Origin of the sequence: Acidovorax sp. KKS102 (genome assembly GCF_000302535.1) — a bacterium.
In the GTDB taxonomy this organism is placed as follows: domain Bacteria; phylum Pseudomonadota; class Gammaproteobacteria; order Burkholderiales; family Burkholderiaceae_C; genus Acidovorax.
Map to the genome: position 1 here is coordinate 2907453 of NC_018708.1, position 16146 is coordinate 2923598.

At 64.8% G+C, this 16146-nt stretch carries 15 protein-coding genes; all 15 read right to left on the reverse strand.

The genetic code is table 11. The features are described from left to right. Positions 1-84: 84 nt before the first annotated feature. The 15 genes from C380_RS13305 to C380_RS13375 all read right to left on the reverse strand — a co-directional run bounded on the left by C380_RS13305 (position 85) and on the right by C380_RS13375 (position 16066). Positions 85-1026, reverse strand: a complete 942-nt coding sequence (locus tag C380_RS13305; protein ID WP_015014376.1) for a glutathione S-transferase family protein — start codon at positions 1024-1026, stop codon at positions 85-87. Positions 1027-1055: 29 nt separating this feature from the next. Further along, a complete protein-coding gene (locus tag C380_RS13310; RefSeq protein WP_015014377.1) occupies positions 1056-2723 on the reverse strand; it encodes an isovaleryl-CoA dehydrogenase in 1668 nt (555 codons plus the stop codon). 54 nt (positions 2724-2777) lie between these two features. After that, entirely contained in the window at positions 2778-3230 is a 453-nt protein-coding gene (locus C380_RS13315; RefSeq protein ID WP_015014378.1) for a GNAT family N-acetyltransferase, read from the reverse strand. Then, positions 3230-4246: an NADP-dependent oxidoreductase gene (locus C380_RS13320; RefSeq protein ID WP_015014379.1), complete on the reverse strand. Its 1017-nt coding sequence runs from the start codon at positions 4244-4246 to the stop codon at positions 3230-3232. Before C380_RS13320 ends, C380_RS13315 begins: the two co-directional genes overlap by 1 nt. Positions 4247-4360: 114 nt before the next feature. Continuing rightward, positions 4361-4792 carry a PaaI family thioesterase gene (locus tag C380_RS13325; protein ID WP_015014380.1) on the reverse strand — a complete coding sequence of 144 codons (432 nt, stop codon included), beginning with the start codon at positions 4790-4792 and terminating at the stop codon, positions 4361-4363. A gap of 154 nt (positions 4793-4946) precedes the next feature. Further along, positions 4947-5738, reverse strand: coding sequence for an SDR family oxidoreductase (locus C380_RS13330; RefSeq protein ID WP_015014381.1), 792 nt, complete (start codon positions 5736-5738; stop codon positions 4947-4949). 183 nt (positions 5739-5921) lie between these two features. Next, positions 5922-6131 (reverse strand): hypothetical protein, encoded by a 210-nt coding sequence (locus tag C380_RS13335; protein WP_015014382.1) that lies wholly within the window; start codon positions 6129-6131, stop codon positions 5922-5924. Further along, on the reverse strand, positions 6131-7999 hold the full coding sequence (locus tag C380_RS13340; RefSeq protein WP_015014383.1) for an acyl-CoA dehydrogenase: 1869 nt from the start codon (positions 7997-7999) through the stop codon (positions 6131-6133). The genes C380_RS13335 and C380_RS13340 overlap by 1 nt, the downstream gene beginning before the upstream one ends. Before the next feature lie 115 nt (positions 8000-8114). Continuing rightward, positions 8115-8615, reverse strand: coding sequence for a PaaI family thioesterase (locus tag C380_RS13345; RefSeq protein ID WP_015014384.1), 501 nt, complete (start codon positions 8613-8615; stop codon positions 8115-8117). A 3-nt stretch (positions 8616-8618) separates the two neighbouring features. After that, on the reverse strand, positions 8619-9794 hold the full coding sequence (locus tag C380_RS13350) for an acetyl-CoA C-acyltransferase (protein ID WP_015014385.1): 1176 nt from the start codon (positions 9792-9794) through the stop codon (positions 8619-8621). A 41-nt stretch (positions 9795-9835) separates the two neighbouring features. Next, on the reverse strand, positions 9836-11935 hold the full coding sequence (locus C380_RS13355) for a 3-hydroxyacyl-CoA dehydrogenase NAD-binding domain-containing protein (RefSeq protein WP_015014386.1): 2100 nt from the start codon (positions 11933-11935) through the stop codon (positions 9836-9838). A gap of 365 nt (positions 11936-12300) precedes the next feature. Beyond that, positions 12301-12996 (reverse strand): ABC transporter ATP-binding protein, encoded by a 696-nt coding sequence (locus C380_RS13360; RefSeq protein ID WP_015014387.1) that lies wholly within the window; start codon positions 12994-12996, stop codon positions 12301-12303. A gap of 1 nt (position 12997) precedes the next feature. Next, positions 12998-13783 (reverse strand): ABC transporter ATP-binding protein, encoded by a 786-nt coding sequence (locus C380_RS13365; RefSeq protein WP_015014388.1) that lies wholly within the window; start codon positions 13781-13783, stop codon positions 12998-13000. A gap of 2 nt (positions 13784-13785) precedes the next feature. Further along, entirely contained in the window at positions 13786-15108 is a 1323-nt protein-coding gene (locus C380_RS13370) for a branched-chain amino acid ABC transporter permease (RefSeq protein ID WP_015014389.1), read from the reverse strand. Positions 15109-15112: 4 nt separating this feature from the next. After that, positions 15113-16066, reverse strand: a complete 954-nt coding sequence (locus tag C380_RS13375) for a branched-chain amino acid ABC transporter permease (RefSeq protein ID WP_015014390.1) — start codon at positions 16064-16066, stop codon at positions 15113-15115. Positions 16067-16146 lie beyond the last annotated feature (80 nt).

The window sequence follows — 16146 nt, forward strand, 5'->3', positions numbered from 1 at the left end:
TGATGCCGACACCTAGCTTCGACCAACGCCGCCCGAACGCGCAGAGCGCATCGGGCGCGGTGCGATCAAAAAGGCTGCCGTTTGTCAGGACGCCGACGTCACCGGCCGCAGCACGTAGCCGATGCGGGGGAAGTGAACGTGCACGGTGCCCGCCCGCGGGTCGGTACGGCGCAGCGTGTAGCGGGTGCGGGTGGCGGCAATCAGCTCGCCTTCCGTGGGCTCGGTGCCAAAGCTCTCGGCGGCAATCGTGACCTGGCTGCCCAGCGGGATGCCGTGCTCGTCCTGGAATACATCGTCGGTCAGCGGCAGCGGCTCCATGCCGGCGGCCACGGTGATGGCGTCGGCGGCGCTGAACTTCTCCATGCGGCCATGGCCCAGTGCGGCGATGCGGTCCATCCACTCCAGCACGGCGGGCGTGGCGGCAAAGATGTCTGCCATCACCGGCACGCATTGGCGCGTGAACCACAGCGGGTGGTAGGCCGCAAAGTCGGCCAGGCAGGGCTCGGCGCCGAACAAAAAGTCATGCTCTTCGGCCATGTGGGCGATGCGGCGCAGGTACGAACGGTAGGCGGCCGTGGCGTCGGCCGGGCGCAGGCGCTGCATGCCTGCGCTCATCTCGCGGCGGTCCTCCCCAAACACCTGCGCAGCGGCAGGCGGCAGGTTGGCAAACAGCACCGCTGCGCCCTTGGGCTGCAGGTTGTAGGCCATGGCCGCCCAGAACAGCGTGGAATCGGCCCACTGCGCAAACACGCGCGCTACGCCCTTCAGGTGCGGCGGGTAGAGCACGGGCTCGGGCTGTTCGTGCTCCAGCACGTCGCAGATCAGGGCCGAGTCGCAATAGATGTCGGCGCCGATCTGCAAGAACGGCGTCTTGCGGTAGCCACCCGTCAGCGCCACCACATCGGGCTTGGGCATGACGCTGGGGATGATGACGGACTTCCAGGCCAGTTGCTTGAAGCCCAGCACCGCACGGATCTTTTCGGAGAACGGGGACGAGGGGTAGTGGTGCAGGATGAGGTGGGACATAGGGTCTCCGTATAAAACTGTGGACGGGCTCAGGCCGGAAGCGCGCGGGCCAGGATGGCGTCAAGGTTGACACCCGCGCCCAGCGTGCCAAAGCTGTAGCCCCAATCGCCGGAAAGGCGCGAGTCGCAAAACGCGCGGAACACGGCGCCGGGCGCACTGCGCAGCAGCAGCGCCGCCTGCACGGCCAGCGCCACATCTTGCGCAAGGCGGCGGGCCTCGGCCTCGGTGGTCATGGCGTCCACGCGCAGGGGCAAGGCACCTGCCAGACGGTCCAGCGCGGGGTGGGCGCCGCGTGCGGGGGCCAGTTCGGCGTCCAGCGCGGCGGCGGCATCGGCGCGGCGCACGGCGCGCATCAAATCCAGCGCCATGATGTTGCCCGCGCCTTCCCAGATGGAGTTGAGCGGCATCTCGCGGTAGATGCGGGCCATCACACCCTCGCCGCCCTCTTCCACATAGCCGTTGCCGCCCAGGCATTCCATGGCCTCCTGAGCAAACACGCTGCCGCGCTTGCAGACCCAGAACTTGGCCACGGGCGTGAGCAGGCGGGCCATCACGGCCTCGTGCTCACTAGTGGCCTTCTTGTCGAAGGCGCTCGCCAGGCGGATTGACAGCGCGGTGGCGGCTTCGCTCTCCAGCGCCAAATCGGCCAGCACATTGCGCATCAGCGGCTGCTCGATGAGCTTCTTGCCAAAGGCCGAGCGCTGGCGCGTGTGGTGCAGCGCAATGCTGAGCGCCTGCCGCATGAGGCCGCTGGTGCCCAGGGCGCAATCGAGCCGCGTCATGGTGCCCATCTCCAGGATTTGCGCCACACCCCGGCCCTCCTCGCCCACGCGCCAAGCCATCGCGTCGATGAATTCGACCTCGGAGCTGGCGTTGGCGTGGTTGCCCAGCTTGTCTTTCAGGCGCTGGATGCGGATCGCATTGACCGTGTCATTGGGCAGCACACGCGGCAGGAAGAAGCAGGTGAGCCCGCCGGGTGCCTGCGCCAGGATCAGGAACGCATCGCACATCGGCGCGGAAAAGAACCACTTGTGCCCCGTGATGCGATAACGCGCGCCCCAGGCATCGTCGCCATCGGGCACGGCCTGGGTCGTGTTGGCGCGCACGTCCGATCCACCCTGCTTCTCGGTCATGCCCATGCCCATGGTGAGCGCGGATTTCTGCGAGAACAGTGCGAGGCGCGGGTCGTACTGCGTGCTGGTCAAGCCTTTGTTCCAGTCGGCCCACACGGCGCCATTGCCCCGCAAAGCAGGCGTGACGGCGTAGCTCATCGACACCGGGCAGAGGATGGACGGCTCCGCCTCGGTAAACAGCATGAAGCCCGCCGCGCGCTCCACGTGGGCGTGGCCCGTGTCCTGGCGCGACCAGGGCGTGGCGTGCAGGCCGTGGCGCAATGCGGCGCCCATCAGCGCGTGGTAGCTGGGGTGGAACTCCACCACATCGGTGCGGTGGCCAAAGCGGTCGTGCGTGCGCAGCTGGGGCTTGTGGGTGTTGGCCAGGCGCGCGTGGGTCAGCATCTCGGCCGAGCCCATCTCGGCGCCCAGCGCGGTGAGGCCCGCCACACCCAGGCCCGGTGCATGCAGGCGCAGCGCGTCCTGCAGCGGCTGGTTGGTGGTGAACAGGTTCACGTCCGCCCAGGGCGTGCTTTGGTTGAAGACGTCATGGGTACGCGCCAGGGTGACGGTGGGCAAGGTCATGTCGGCTCCTTCACGGTTGGGCGGGGGTGAATGGTGGCGGGGGCTGCGGCGGCGTCAGCCCGCCTTTCTCAGCATTTCAACGTGCGGGATATCGTCTTCCAGGTATTCGTCGGACACGGCCTCGAAGCCTAGGCTGCCATAGAAGCCCCGCAGGTGCGCCTGCGCGCTGATGCGGATGTCCCGGCCCGGCCAGGCCTGGCTGCAGCGGGCAATGCCCTCCTGCATCAGCGCCCTGCCCGTGCCGTTGCCACGCGCCTCCTTGGCGGTGACCACGCGGCCGATGGAGGGCTCGGGGTAGTTCACGCCCGGGTCCACCACACGCAGGCAGGCTTGCAGCACACCCGTCTCGTCGTAGCCCAGCAGGTGGTGGGATTGCTTGTCGGCACCGTCCGGGTCCTGGTACGGGCCCTGCTCCAGGATGAAGACCTTGCAGCGCAAGGCCAGGGCGTCATGCAGCGCATGCACGCCCAGGTCATCAAAGCGGGCCCAGGTCCACTTCAGCATCATCAGATCAGCTTGACCAGTTGCTTGCCGAAGTTCTTGCCCTTGAGCAGGCCGAGGAAGGCCTCGGGTGCAGCCGCAATGCCTTGGGCAATGGTTTCGCGCGGGCGCAGCTTGCCGGTGCCGACCAGCGTGCCCAGCTCCTTGAGTGCGTCGGGCCAGACTTCCATGTGCTCACTCACGATGAAGCCCTCGACCTTCATGCGGTTGATGAGCATGAGCGCGGGGTTGGCCATGGGCAGCGGTGCGCCGTCGTAGCCAGCGATCATGCCGCACAGGGCGATGCGGCTGAAGGCATTCATGCGCAGCATCACGGCGTCCATGATCCATCCGCCCACGTTCTCGAAGTAGCCGTCGATGCCGTTGGGGCAGGCTTCCTTCAGCGCCTTGGACATCGCCTTCACGTCGCTGTGCTGCTTGTAGTCGATGCAGGCGTCAAAGCCCAGTTCTTCCACTGCGTACTTGCACTTGTCCGCGCCGCCTGCAATGCCCACCGCGCGGCAGCCACGGGCCTTGGCCAATGCGGCAAAGGCGCTGCCCACGGCGCCCGTGGCGGCGCTCACCACCACGGTGTCGCCTTCCTTGGGCGCGATGATCTTGACCAGGCCATACCAGGCCGTAACGCCCGGCATGCCGACCGCGCCCAGGTAGTGCGACAGCGGCACATGGGTGGTGTCCACCTTGCGCAGCGCGCCGGGTTGGTCGGCATTGACCACGCTGTATTCCTGCCAGCCGCCCATGCCCACCACCTTGTCACCCACGGCGTACTTGGGGTGCTTGCTCTCGGCCACCTCGCCCACGGTGCCACCGATCATCACTTCGCCCAGCGCCTGCGACGCAGCGTAGCTCTTGCTCTCGTTCATGCGGCCGCGCATGTAGGGGTCCAGGCTCAGGTAGTGGTGGCGCACCAGCACCTGGCCGTCCTGCAGCGGGGGCGTGTCGGTCGCGACCAGCTTGAAGTTGCTGGCCACCGCTTCGCCCTGGGGGCGGTTGTCGAGAACGATTTGTTGGTTGCGTGGCATGGAGAGCTCCTTCAGAAAATTCAATACTATGTTTTTGATAGCTGCCAGCGCCTGTATTCATTGCGCTTGCAGGCAAAAAGGCTTCAAAACCTACCGATGACCTCGCCCACCGACTCAGTCGGTGGAGATGACCTTGAGGTCGTTCACATTGCGCCCGTCCACCGGCAGGCGCTTGACGTACTTGAACGTGCCGGTGGCATGGCAGCACACCTTGCCCTGGGCGTCGTACACCGTGCCCTCGGTGAACGCCATGGTGGCCGTGCGGTGAATCAGCCGCCCTTTGGCCACCAGCGGCCCGCGTGCGGGTTGCATGAAGCTGGTCTTCATCTCGATGGTGACCACACCCATGTCCGGCGTCACGCTGCGCGCGGCCGTCGCCATGGTCACGTCCAGCAGCGTCATCGACGCGCCGCCGTGGGTCACGGCAAACGAGTTCAGGTGCTCAGGCTTGGCTTCGTAACGCAGCTCGGACTCGCCGTCCTCCATGCAGTGCAGCGTGAAGCCGAGGTGGCTGACAAAGGGGATTTCGACACCGAAACTTTTCAAGGGATTTCCTCAGAACACAAACGTCAAATACTGGCGCGGCTCAGGCCAGGGCAGCCGAGCAAGGGCCGCCCCGCAGCGATTGCGTCGTCCCCCTTCCCGAATCGCACAGCGATTCGAGAGAAGGGGGAAGCGGCGCAGCCGCTCAGGGGGATGCTCACCCTCCAGTCACGATACTCACCCCGCCATCCACCGCCAGCCACTGGCCGGTGATGTGCTTGCCCGCATCCGACGCATACAGCGCGCACAGGCCCTTCAGGTCTTCATCATCGCCCAGGCGGCCCAGCGGGGCGTGCGCGGCCAGCGCCTCTTCGCCCATGGCCTTGAGGGTGCCCACCGTCATCTTGCTCGGGAAGAAGCCCGGGCAGATCGCGTTGACGCGGATGTTGTACGCACCCCATTCGGCCGCCAGCGCCCGCGTGAAGTTGATCACCGCGCCCTTGGAGGTGTTGTAAGCGATGGTGTTCATGCCCTTGGGGTTGCCACCCAGGCCCGCGATGGACGCCACGTTGATGATGCTGCCGCTGCGGCGGCCGATCATGCTGTGTTTGGCGATGTGCTGGCTCAGGATGAAGTAGCCGCGCACGTTGAGGTTCATCACCTTGTCCCACGCTTCCACGGGGTGGTCTTCGGCCGGGGCGCCCCAGGCGGCACCGGCGTTGTTGACGAGGATGTCCACGTGGCCCAGGCGCTGCAGGGTCTCGTCGGCCAGGCGGCGGATGTCTTCTTCCTTGGCGCAGTCGGCGGCGATCCAGCTGGCCTCGATGCCGGCGGCCTTCAGGTCGGCAGCGGCTTCTTCCAGGTCGGAGGCCTTGCGCGAGCTGAGCACGATCTTGGCGCCCGCCTCGCCCAGCGCATGCGCCAGTTGCAGGCCCAGGCCGCGCGAGCCGCCGGTCACCAGGGCGGTCTTGCCCGTCAGGTCAAACAGTTGTTGGATGGTGCGTGTCATGTGAATGTCTCCTTGGATTTTTGCCAGTCGATGGATGTTCTCGGACCACAGCCCGGCGCTGGGATGCGCCAGCCAGGGGGTGGAATACAGGCAGCCATTGTGCGGTGCCAGAAGGCTGCATTGTGTCGCCGCCGCGTCCGCCCCGCAGTGGGCCGACCGGGCGGCTGCAGCGGTGCCGCAGCGTCAGCCCTGGGGGCCGGCCTTGAGCCGCGCGCGCACGGCGATCAGCACCACGCCCACGGCCGCCACCACGCCCCCACCCACCATCAGTACCCAGCCGGTGGATGCGTCGGTGCGCTCAGTGGCAATGCCCAGCACCAGCGTGAGCAGGCCGCCGTAGATCAGCACCCAGATGAGCTTTTGCAAGCGCTGCAACGTGCTCGGAGCCGCCATCAGAACGCCTCTTCCGGAAAGCTGGCGCAGGTCGCGTCGCGCGTGCTGACCACTTGTAGCCAGGCGCCGATCTTGGGCAGCTCGTAATGGAAAAAGAAGCGCATGGCGCCCATGCGGCCCATGCTGGCGGGCTGTGCCAGCGCGGCATCGGCCGCCAGCGTAGCCAGAGCCACGTCCAGCCACACCCAGGCCAGCACCGTGTGGCCGAAGGCTTGCATGTACGGCACGGCGTTGGCGAGCGCATCCGCCGGTTGCCCTGTGGCCCAGGCGGCTTTGGTGGCGGCGCCCACGTCCTGCAGCGCCTTGCCCAGCGCGTTGGCGTGGGCAGCGAGTGCGGGCACCTGGATAGCGCGCTCGATGGTGGCGTTGATGCGCCCGGCCAGCAGCTGCAGGCCCCGGCCGCCTTCCATCAGCACCTTGCGGCCCAGCAGGTCCATGGCCTGGATGCCGTGGGTGCCTTCGTGGATCATGTTCAGGCGGTTGTCGCGCCAGTACTGCTCCACCGGGAAGTCGCGCGTGTAGCCATAGCCGCCATGGATCTGGATGGCCAGGCTGTTGGCCTCCAGGCACCATTCGCTGGGCCAGCTCTTGGCGATGGGGGTCAGCACCTCCAGCAGCAGGCGGGCCTCGTCGGCCGCTGCCGCATCCCCCGTGTGTTGCTCGTCCACCAGCCGCGCGCAGAAAAGGTTGAGCGCCAGCGCGCCCTCGCCGTACGACTTTTGCGCCAGCAGCATGCGCTTGACGTCTGCGTGCTCGACGATGCGCACCTGGGGCTGGGCGGCATCCTTGACCACCGCGGCGGCGCCGTCTTTCGGACCTTGAACTGGGCGGCCCTGGGGGCGGTTCTTGGCGTAGTCCAGGCTGGCGTAGTAGCCCGCCAGGCCCAGCATGGTGGCGGCCATGCCGATGCCGATGCGCGCCTCGTTCATCATGTGGAACATGCAGTGCAGGCCCTTGCCGGGCTGGCCGACCAGGTAGCCCACGGCGCCGGCCTGGCCGTCCACGGGGTACTTGCCCTCGCCAAAGTTCAGCAGCGTGTTGGTGGTGCCGCGCCAGCCCAGCTTGTGGTTCAGGCCCGCCAGCGCCACGTCATTGCGCACGCCGGTCAACTGGCCGTTGGTATCCACCAGCTTCTTGGGCACGATGAAGAGGGAGATGCCCTTGGTGCCGGGCACCAGCTTGCCGTCCGGCCCCGGGATCTTGGCCAGCACCAGGTGCACGATGTTTTCGGTCAGCTCATGGTCGCCCGAGCTGATCCACATCTTGTTGCCCTTGAGGCGGTAGCGCGGGCCCAGCGGGTCGCTTTCAAAACCCTCGCCATCCGGCACGGCGCGCGTGGCGACATCCGACAGCGACGAACCCGCCTGCGGCTCCGACAGGCACATGGTGCCCGACCAGCGGCCGTTGAATTCATTGAGCGCAAACACCTGCTTTTGCAGGTCGGTGCCATGCACCATGAGCAGGTTGGCGTTGCCCGAGGTCAGCAGGTTGGAGCCAATGCTGATCGAAGCGGCTGCAAAAAAGCTGTTGGCCGCCGCCTCCACCGTGTAGGGCAGTTGCATGCCGCCAATGTCGTAGTCCTGCGCGGCGCTGAGCAGGCCCGATTCTGCATAGGCGCGCCGTGCTTCGTAGGTGGCCTGCGGCAGCACCACGCGCAGCGTGCCGTCGCGCTCGGTCTCGGTGCGGGGTTCTTCGGTGTCCACCACGCGGTTGAAAGGCGCGTACTTCTCACGCGCAATACGCTCGGAGGTGTCGAGCACGGCATCGAAGGTTTCGCGGGAATGGTCTGCAAAGCGCTCGCGGGCTTGCAGCTCCTCGGCGTCCAGCCACTGGTAGAGCAGGAAATCGACGGTGGGACGTAGGCTCATGGCATTTCAGGGTTAAAACGGCCGCAGGCGCAGATAAATCATGCGCCAGCAGCTATCAAATAAGGAGTAAACGGCGCAGGAGTGAGGAGAAACATGCTCCCATCCCTTGCCACCATCAGGCGCCCGCAGGGGCCGGCGCTGCGCCATCGCGCGGTGGCAGTGCGGCAATGGTGCCTTGCGCCACGGCGCACAGCTTTTCGGTGCCCGCCTGCACCACGAACACATCGCAGCGGCACACGGCCTGCGCGCGGCCATGGTGTACCGCCTGCGCACGGGCGATGAGCAGTTCGCCCACCGCAGGCCGCAGGTAGTTGATCTTGAACTCGGACGTCACCACGGGCACCCGCATGGCGGTGCCCCCGGCGTACGTCAGGGCGTTGTCGGCCACATAGCTCAGCACACCCCCGTGCACAAAACCATGCTGTTGCAGCAGCTGGGGCGTGACGGGCAGGTGCAGCTCGCACTGCCCGGGCGACAAGGCATGCAGCCGCGCCCCCACCAGGATGCTGAACGGCTGCGATGCCAGTACCTCACGCCCCATGGCCAGGAAGACCTCGGGCGACACCACGACATCGGGGATGTCGGTGCGCGGTGCCGACGAGGCCTGCCCGGACATGGCTTACAGCACCTCGAAAATGCCTGCAGCGCCCATGCCGCCGCCAATGCACATCGTCACGCACACCTTCTTGGCGCCACGGCGCTTGCCTTCGATGAGGGCGTGGCCCGTAAGGCGCTGGCCCGACACACCATAGGGGTGGCCCAGGGCGATGGCGCCGCCGTTCACGTTCAGGCGATCGGCGGGGATGCCCAGCTTGTCGCGGCAGTACAGCACCTGCACGGCAAAGGCTTCGTTCAGCTCCCACAGGTCGATGTCCTGCACCGTGAGGCCCAGCTTCTTGAGCACCTTGGGCACGGCAAACACGGGGCCGATGCCCATTTCGTCAGGCTCGCAACCGGCCACCGCAAAACCGAGGAAACGGCCCAGGGGCTTGAGGCCCTTCTTGCTGGCGTACTCTTCGCTGGTGACCACGCAGGCACCGGCGCCGTCAGAGAACTGGCTGGCATTGCCGGCCGAGATCAGACCACCGGGCAGCGCCGAGCGCAGGCCGCTGATGGCTTCTACCGTCGTGCCTTCCCGCGTGCCTTCGTCCTTGCTCACCGTGACTTGCTTGGTGATCAGGCCCAGGGTCTTGTCGGCCACACCGGCCGTCACGGTGATGGGGGCGATTTCGGCGTCGAACAGGCCGGCGGCCTGGGCAGCGCAAGCCTTTTGCTGGCTGGCAGCGCCGTATTCGTCCATGGCTTCGCGGCCGATGTTGTAGCGCTTGGCCACTTGCTCGGCGGTCTGCAGCATGCTCCAGTAGATCTCAGGCTTTTGCTTGGCCAGGGCCAGGTCCTGAATCATGTGCAGGTTCATCTCTTGCTGCACGCAGGAGATGCTTTCGACGCCCCCGGCCACAAACACATCGGCCTCGCCCGCGATGATGCGCTGGGCAGCCATGGCAATGGTCTGCAGGCCGGACGAGCAGAAACGGTTGACGGTCACGCCCGATGCCGTGATGGGCAGGCCGGCCTTCAGCGCGATCTGGCGCGCGATGTTGCTGCCCGTGGCGCCTTCGGGCGTGGCGCAACCCATGATGACGTCGTCCACGTCAGCACCGTCGATGCCGGCGCGCAACACGGCGTGCTGCACGGCATGGCCGCCCAGGGTGGCGCCGTGCGTCATGTTGAACGAACCCTTCCAGCTCTTGGCGAGTGGCGTGCGGGCGGTGGAAACAATCACTGCGGAGGTCATGTGAATTCCTTTGAATCTGTAGATGGGTGCACGCGGGCGGCTTACTGGAAGGCCTTGCCTTCGGCGGCCAGCTTGGCCAGCAGCGGAGCGGGCTTCCAGAACGCTGCGTCGTCCAGCGGGTTCTTGGCAAAACGGTCCATGGCCTGCACCACGTTGAACAGACCCACTTCGCTGGCGTAGTGCATGGGGCCGCCACGGTGGATGGGGAAGCCGTAGCCGGTCAGGTACACCATGTCGATGTCGCCGGACTTGCTGGCAATGCCGTCTTCCAGGATGTGCGCACCTTCGTTGACCAGGGCGAACACCAGGCGTTGCACGATTTCTTCGTCCGAAATCTTGCGGGGCGTGATGCCGAGTTCCTTGCGGTGGTCTTCGATCATCTTGTTGACCAGGTCGCTCGGGATCGCATCGCGCTTGCCAGCCTGGTAGTCGTACCAGCCTGCGCCGGTCTTCTGGCCAAAGCGGCCCAGTTCACACAGCTTGTCGGCGGTGCGGCTGTACTTCATGTCGGCGCGCTCGACGGCGCGGCGCTTGCGGATGGCCCAGCCGATGTCGTTGCCGGCCAGGTCGCCCATGCGGAACGGGCCCATGGCAAAGCCGAACTTCTCGATGGCCTTGTCCACCTGCTGCGGCGTGCAGCCTTCGTCCAGCAGGAAGCCGGCCTGGCGGCTGTACTGCTCGATCATGCGGTTGCCGATGAAGCCATCGCACACGCCCGAGACCACCGAGGTCTTCTTGATCTTCTTGCCGATGGCCATCACGGTGGCCAGCACGTCCTTGGCGGTCTCCTTGCCACGCACCACTTCCAGCAACTTCATCACGTTGGCGGGGCTGAAGAAGTGCATGCCCACCACGTCCTGCGGACGCTTGGTGAAGGCGGCGATCTTGTCCACGTCGAGTGTGGAAGTGTTGGAGGCCAGGATGGCGCCAGGCTTGGCCACAGCGTCGAGCTGCTTGAACACCGCTTCCTTCACGCCCATCTCTTCGAACACGGCCTCGATGATCAGGTCGCAGTCCTTGAGGTCGTCGTAGCTCAGCGTGGTGCTCAGCAGGGCCATGCGCTGCTCGTACTTGTCTTGCTTCAGCTTGCCCTTCTTGACCTGGGCTTCGTAGTTCTTCTTGATCGTGGCCACGCCACGGTCCAGGGCTTCCTGCTTCATTTCCAGAATCTTGACGGGGATACCCGCGTTCAGGAAGTTCATGGAAATGCCGCCGCCCATGGTGCCGGCGCCAATCACGCCCACCAGCTTGATGTCACGCTTGGGGGTGTCGGATGCGACATCGGGGATCTTGCTGGCTGCACGCTCTGCCATGAACAGGTGGCGCAGTGCGCGCGACTCGGGCGTCCACATCAGGTTGATGAAGATTTCGCGCTCGACCAGCATGCCTTCGGCAAACTTCTTCTTGGTGGCAGCTTCAACAGCGTCCACACACTTGGCGGGCGCGGGGAAGTTCTTGGCCATGCCCTTGACCATGTTGCGCGCGAACTGGAAGTACGCATCGCCTTCGGGGTGCTTGCAAGGCAGGTTGCGCACCAGGGGCAGAGGACGGGCATCGGCCACGCTCTGCGCAAACTCCAGGGCTTCTGCCGCCAGCGACTCGGCCGACGCGGCCATCTTGTCGAACAGCTTCTGGCCGGGCACGCCCGCAATCATTTCGCTCTTGACGGGCTCGCCGCTCACGATGAGGTTGAGCGCGGCTTCCACACCAATCACGCGCGGCAGGCGCTGCGTGCCACCTGCGCCGGGGATCAGGCCCAGCTTGACTTCGGGCAGTGCAATGGAGCAGCCAGGCGCGGCAATGCGGTAGTGGCAGCCCAGGGCCAGCTCCAGCCCGCCGCCCATGGCGACGCTGTGCATGGCGGCCACAACGGGCTTGGCCGAATTTTCGATGGCGGCAATCACCGACAGCAGGTTGGGCTCTTGCAGCGACTTGTCGGTGCCGAACTCCTTGATGTCGGCACCGCCAGAGAACGCACCACCGGCACCGGTGATCACGATGGACGTGACCGCTGCATCGGCATTGGCGCGGCCAAGGCCGTCCACGATGCCCTGGCGGGTCGCCAGACCGAGTCCGTTGACGGGAGGGTTGGCCATGGTGATCACGGCAACGGAGCCGTGGACTTTGTATTCAGCGGTCATGGTGCTGTTGTTCCTTGGAAAGTGAAAAAGAACGATCGTGCGTTTTTATTGTAGAGACTTCAAAACCATTTGGCGTGTCAATTTGTCCCGGGCGGGACAAGGGGGTATCAGACATCCCCAGAAGAGCAGATTCCGGCAGGCAAAAAAAAGGCGCCACCGAAGACCGGGCACCTCTATAGATCACAGTTGGCGGAGCGCCTTCCAGTGCGTCCGCCCTGCCCCGGACCTTAGAAACTGGCGCGCCCCGAGACCAGGGCAGCCGAGCAAGGGCCGCCCCGCAGCGAGGGCTGCGTCCCCCTTCCCGAATCGCGCAGCGATTCGAGAGAAGGGGGGAAGGCGCGCAGCACCTCAGGGGGATCGCCCCGCTAAACTTCAAGCCACTCTTTGCGGATGTAGCTGTCGGCCCGCAGGCTGTCCGGTGTGCCCTGGAACACGATGGAGCCGTGGCCCATCACCAGTGCGCGGTCTGAGATCTTCATCGCGATGGTCAGCTTCTGCTCGATCAGCAACACGGAAATGCCGCGCGACTTGATGGTCTGCAGGTACTGACCCACCAGCTCGACGATCTTGGGTGCCAGACCCTCGGTGGGCTCGTCGATGATGATGAGGTCAGGGTCACCCATGAGCGTGCGGCACAGGGTCAACATCTGCTGCTCGCCGCCCGACATCACGCCCGCCTCGGTGTGCTGGCGCTCCTTGAGTCGGGGGAACATCTCGTACATGTCGTCAAACGACCAGCGGCTGTTCTTGCCACTGCCCTTTTGGCCGAGCATCAGGTTCTGGTGCACGGTGAGGTTGGGGAACACATCGCGGCTTTCGGGCACATAACCCACCCCCAGGTGGGCGATCTCGTAGGCCTTCCTGCCATTGAGGTTCTGCCCCTTCCAGTTGAGTGTGCCCTCCCAGTCCACCAGACCCATGATGGCCTTCGCGGTGGTGGAGCGGCCCGAACCATTGCGCCCCAGCAGGGCCACGATTTCACCGGGTTGCACATCAAAGGTCACGCCATGCAGCACATGGCTCTTGCCGTAATAGGCGTGGAGATTTTCGATTTTCAGCATGTCAGTGTCCCGCCCCTTGCTCGTCCGCAACGACCGAGCCCAGATAGGCCTCTTGCACGCGCTGGTTGGCGCGCACCTTGTCGGGCGTGTCAAAGGCAATCACCTCGCCGTACACCACCACGGCGATCTTGTCGGCCAGGCCGAACACCACGCCCATGTCGTGCTCCACCGTGAGCAGCGTGCGGCCTTCGGTCACTTCCTTGATGAGGTGGATGAAGCGCGAGGTTTCGGTCTTGCTCATGCCGGCCGTAGGCTCGTCCAGCAAGATGACGTTGGCACCGCCCGCGATGGTGATGCCGATCTCCAGCGCGCGCTGCTCGGCGTAGGTGAGGTTCATGGCCAGCGTGTCGCGCTTCTTGTCGAGCTTGATCATTTCCATGAGCTGCTTGGCCCGCTCGTTGGCATCGTGCAGGTTCGACAGGAAGCGCAGGAACGTGTACTTGTAGCCCATGCTCCACAGCACGCCGCAGCGCAGGTTCTCGAACACCGACAGCTTGGGAAAGATGTTGGTGATCTGGAAGCTGCGCGAAAGCCCGCGCCGATTGATCTCGTACGGCGCCATTCCATTGATGCGCTGGCCGTTCAGGATCACGTCGCCACTGGTGGGCGCAAAGCGTCCGCTGATCAGATTGAACAGCGTGGACTTGCCGGCACCGTTGGGGCCGATGATGGCCACGCGCTCACCGGGCGCGACGGCCAGGTTGGCGCCGCGGATGATCTCGGTCTTGCCAAAGCTCTTGCGCAGGTCGCGCAGTTCGAGCGCATAGGTTGCGTTGTCAGCCGCCATGGTTACAAAGCCTCCCCACGCTTGATTTCATGTTCTATTTCTTCCTGGATCCGGCTCCACTGGCGCACAAACTGGCGGCGGCAGAGTTCAAACAGGGCAAAGCCCGTCACCATCACAAACACCGCGCCAAACCAGCTGGTAAAGCCCTTGGCATTGAGCGTGGCGCCCAGGAAGGTCAGCTCTGGCCCCAGCGCTGCATTGAGCTGCAGGTGGTAGGTCATCTCGATCATGCAGGCCGCGCCCATCACGCCCACCAGGGCGGTACCGCCCAGGGCCAGGTACGAAGTCCACAGCTGGCGCAGCTTGCCAAACTTGGCCAGGCGAAGGTTCATCATGATCAGGCTGGCAACGCCGCCGGGCGCATACATCACCATGAACAGGAACACCAGGCCCAGATACAGCAGCCATGCCTTGGACAGCTCGGACAGCAGCACCGACGCCAGCACGAGCAACACCGCACCAATGATGGGACCGAAGAAGAACGTAGCCCCGCCCAGGAAGGTGAACAGCAGATAGCCGCCCGAGCGCACCACGTTCAGGCTGTCGGCACCTGTCACGATCTCGAAGTTGATCGTGGCCAGGCCACCACCAATGCCAGCAAAGAAGCCCGCGATGATGAAGGCGAAGTAGCGCACGCGCTGCGTGTTGTAGCCAATGAACTCCACACGCTCAGGGTTGTCGCGCACGGCATTCAGGATGCGGCCCAGCGGTGTGCCGGTGAAGGCAAACATCGCCGCCGTGCAAATGAAGCAGTACACGGCGATCAGGTAGTACACCTGGATCGCAGGACCGAAGGTGATGCCGAAGAACGACTGGCCGTACACGCGGTCGGTGGTGATGCCGCCTTCGCCCCCGAAGAACTCGGGGAACATCAGCGCCATCGAGGCCACCAGCTCGCCGATGCCCAGCGTGATCATGGCGAACGTAGTGCCCGACTTCTTGGTCGTCACAAAACCCAGCAAGATCGCAAAAAACGCCCCCGCCAGTCCGCCCACGATGGGGATGAGGACCAGAGGAATGTTGAAGCTGCCCTTGCCTGCCATGTTCATGGCGTGGATGGCAATGAACGAGCCCAGGCCGGTGTACACCGCGTGGCCGAAGCTCAGCATGCCGCCCTGCCCCAGCAACATGTTGTACGACAGGCAGATGATGATGAGGTAGCCGATTTGCGAGAGCATGGTCAGCGCCAGGCTGCTGCGAAACAGCATGGGCGCGACGATCAGTGCGACAGCAAACAGCGTCCAGATCACAAAGCGCCCCACGTTCCAGGGCTTGAACCGGTAGTGCGACGTGGCACCAGAAACAGGATGAGTGGTCGAATTCATGGCTTCAGTCCTCCCGCGTGCCCAACAGGCCCTTGGGGCGGAAGATCAGGATCAGCACGAGGAACAGGTACGGCAGGATGGGCGCCACCTGGGAAATCGTGAGCTTGAGCAAGGGGTAGCCAAAGGTCTGGTCGGTCACGGCCACACCCACTGCCTTGAAGACGTGGATCAGCGAGTAGTCCAGCGCCACGGCAAAGGTCTGCACCACGCCGATCAGCAGCGAGGCAATGAAGGCTCCGGCCAGCGATCCCATGCCGCCGACCACCACCACCACGAAGATGATGGAGCCCACGGATGCAGCCATCGCAGGCTCGGTGACATAGGTGTTGCCGCCGATCACGCCTGCCAAGCCCGCCAGCGCGGCACCGCCGCCAAACACCAGCATGAACACGCGCGGCACGTTGTGGCCCAACGCCTCCACCATCTCGGGGTACTTGAGGGCCGCCTGGATCACCAGCCCTATGCGTGTGCGGGTGAGCAGCAGCCACACCGACAGCAGCATCAGCAGCGCCACCAGCATCACAAACGAACGCGACTTGGGAAACTGCGTACCGTACAGCGAGAACAGCGGCCCCTGCAGTTGCTCGGGCAGGCCGTAGGGCACCGTGGAGCGGCCCCAGACCAGCTGCACGACTTCCAGGATCAGGTACGACAGGCCGAACGTGACCAGCAACTCGGGCACATGGCCAAACTTGTGCACCCGGCGCAAGGCATAGCGCTCAAATGCAGCGCCCAGCACAAACACCAGCAGCGGAGCCAGCACCAGCGCTGGCCAGAAGCCCACCACCCCGGAGATGGTGAACGCGAAATAGGCACCCAGCATGTAGAAGCTGGTGTGTGCGAAGTTGAGCACGCCCATCATGCTGAAGATCAGCGTGAGGCCGGAACTCAGCATGAAAAGCAGGAGCCCGTAGCTCACGCCGTTCAGCAAAGAGATCACGAAAAACTCAGGATTCATTGGAATTTTTCATCACGGAGGGAAAAAAAAGGCCCGAGTACGTCGGGCCTCGAAGTTCTGACGGCTGGGAACAAGGTCCC

Excerpts from the sequence above, each read along its gene's own strand:
- C380_RS13305 (WP_015014376.1), bottom strand. The coding sequence starts at position 1,026 with ATGTCCCACCTCATCCTGCACCACTACCCCTCGTCCCCGTTCTCCGAA.
- C380_RS13310 (WP_015014377.1), bottom strand. The coding sequence starts at position 2,723 with ATGACCTTGCCCACCGTCACCCTGGCGCGTACCCATGACGTCTTCAAC.
- C380_RS13315 (WP_015014378.1), bottom strand. The coding sequence starts at position 3,230 with ATGATGCTGAAGTGGACCTGGGCCCGCTTTGATGACCTGGGCGTGCAT.
- C380_RS13320 (WP_015014379.1), bottom strand. The coding sequence starts at position 4,246 with ATGCCACGCAACCAACAAATCGTTCTCGACAACCGCCCCCAGGGCGAA.
- C380_RS13330 (WP_015014381.1), bottom strand. The coding sequence starts at position 5,738 with ATGACACGCACCATCCAACAACTGTTTGACCTGACGGGCAAGACCGCC.
- C380_RS13335 (WP_015014382.1), bottom strand. The coding sequence starts at position 6,131 with ATGGCGGCTCCGAGCACGTTGCAGCGCTTGCAAAAGCTCATCTGGGTG.
- C380_RS13340 (WP_015014383.1), bottom strand. The coding sequence starts at position 7,999 with ATGAGCCTACGTCCCACCGTCGATTTCCTGCTCTACCAGTGGCTGGAC.
- C380_RS13345 (WP_015014384.1), bottom strand. The coding sequence starts at position 8,615 with ATGTCCGGGCAGGCCTCGTCGGCACCGCGCACCGACATCCCCGATGTC.
- C380_RS13350 (WP_015014385.1), bottom strand. The coding sequence starts at position 9,794 with ATGACCTCCGCAGTGATTGTTTCCACCGCCCGCACGCCACTCGCCAAG.
- C380_RS13355 (WP_015014386.1), bottom strand. The coding sequence starts at position 11,935 with ATGACCGCTGAATACAAAGTCCACGGCTCCGTTGCCGTGATCACCATG.
- C380_RS13360 (WP_015014387.1), bottom strand. The coding sequence starts at position 12,996 with ATGCTGAAAATCGAAAATCTCCACGCCTATTACGGCAAGAGCCATGTG.
- C380_RS13365 (WP_015014388.1), bottom strand. The coding sequence starts at position 13,783 with ATGGCGGCTGACAACGCAACCTATGCGCTCGAACTGCGCGACCTGCGC.
- C380_RS13370 (WP_015014389.1), bottom strand. The coding sequence starts at position 15,108 with ATGAATTCGACCACTCATCCTGTTTCTGGTGCCACGTCGCACTACCGG.
- C380_RS13375 (WP_015014390.1), bottom strand. The coding sequence starts at position 16,066 with ATGAATCCTGAGTTTTTCGTGATCTCTTTGCTGAACGGCGTGAGCTAC.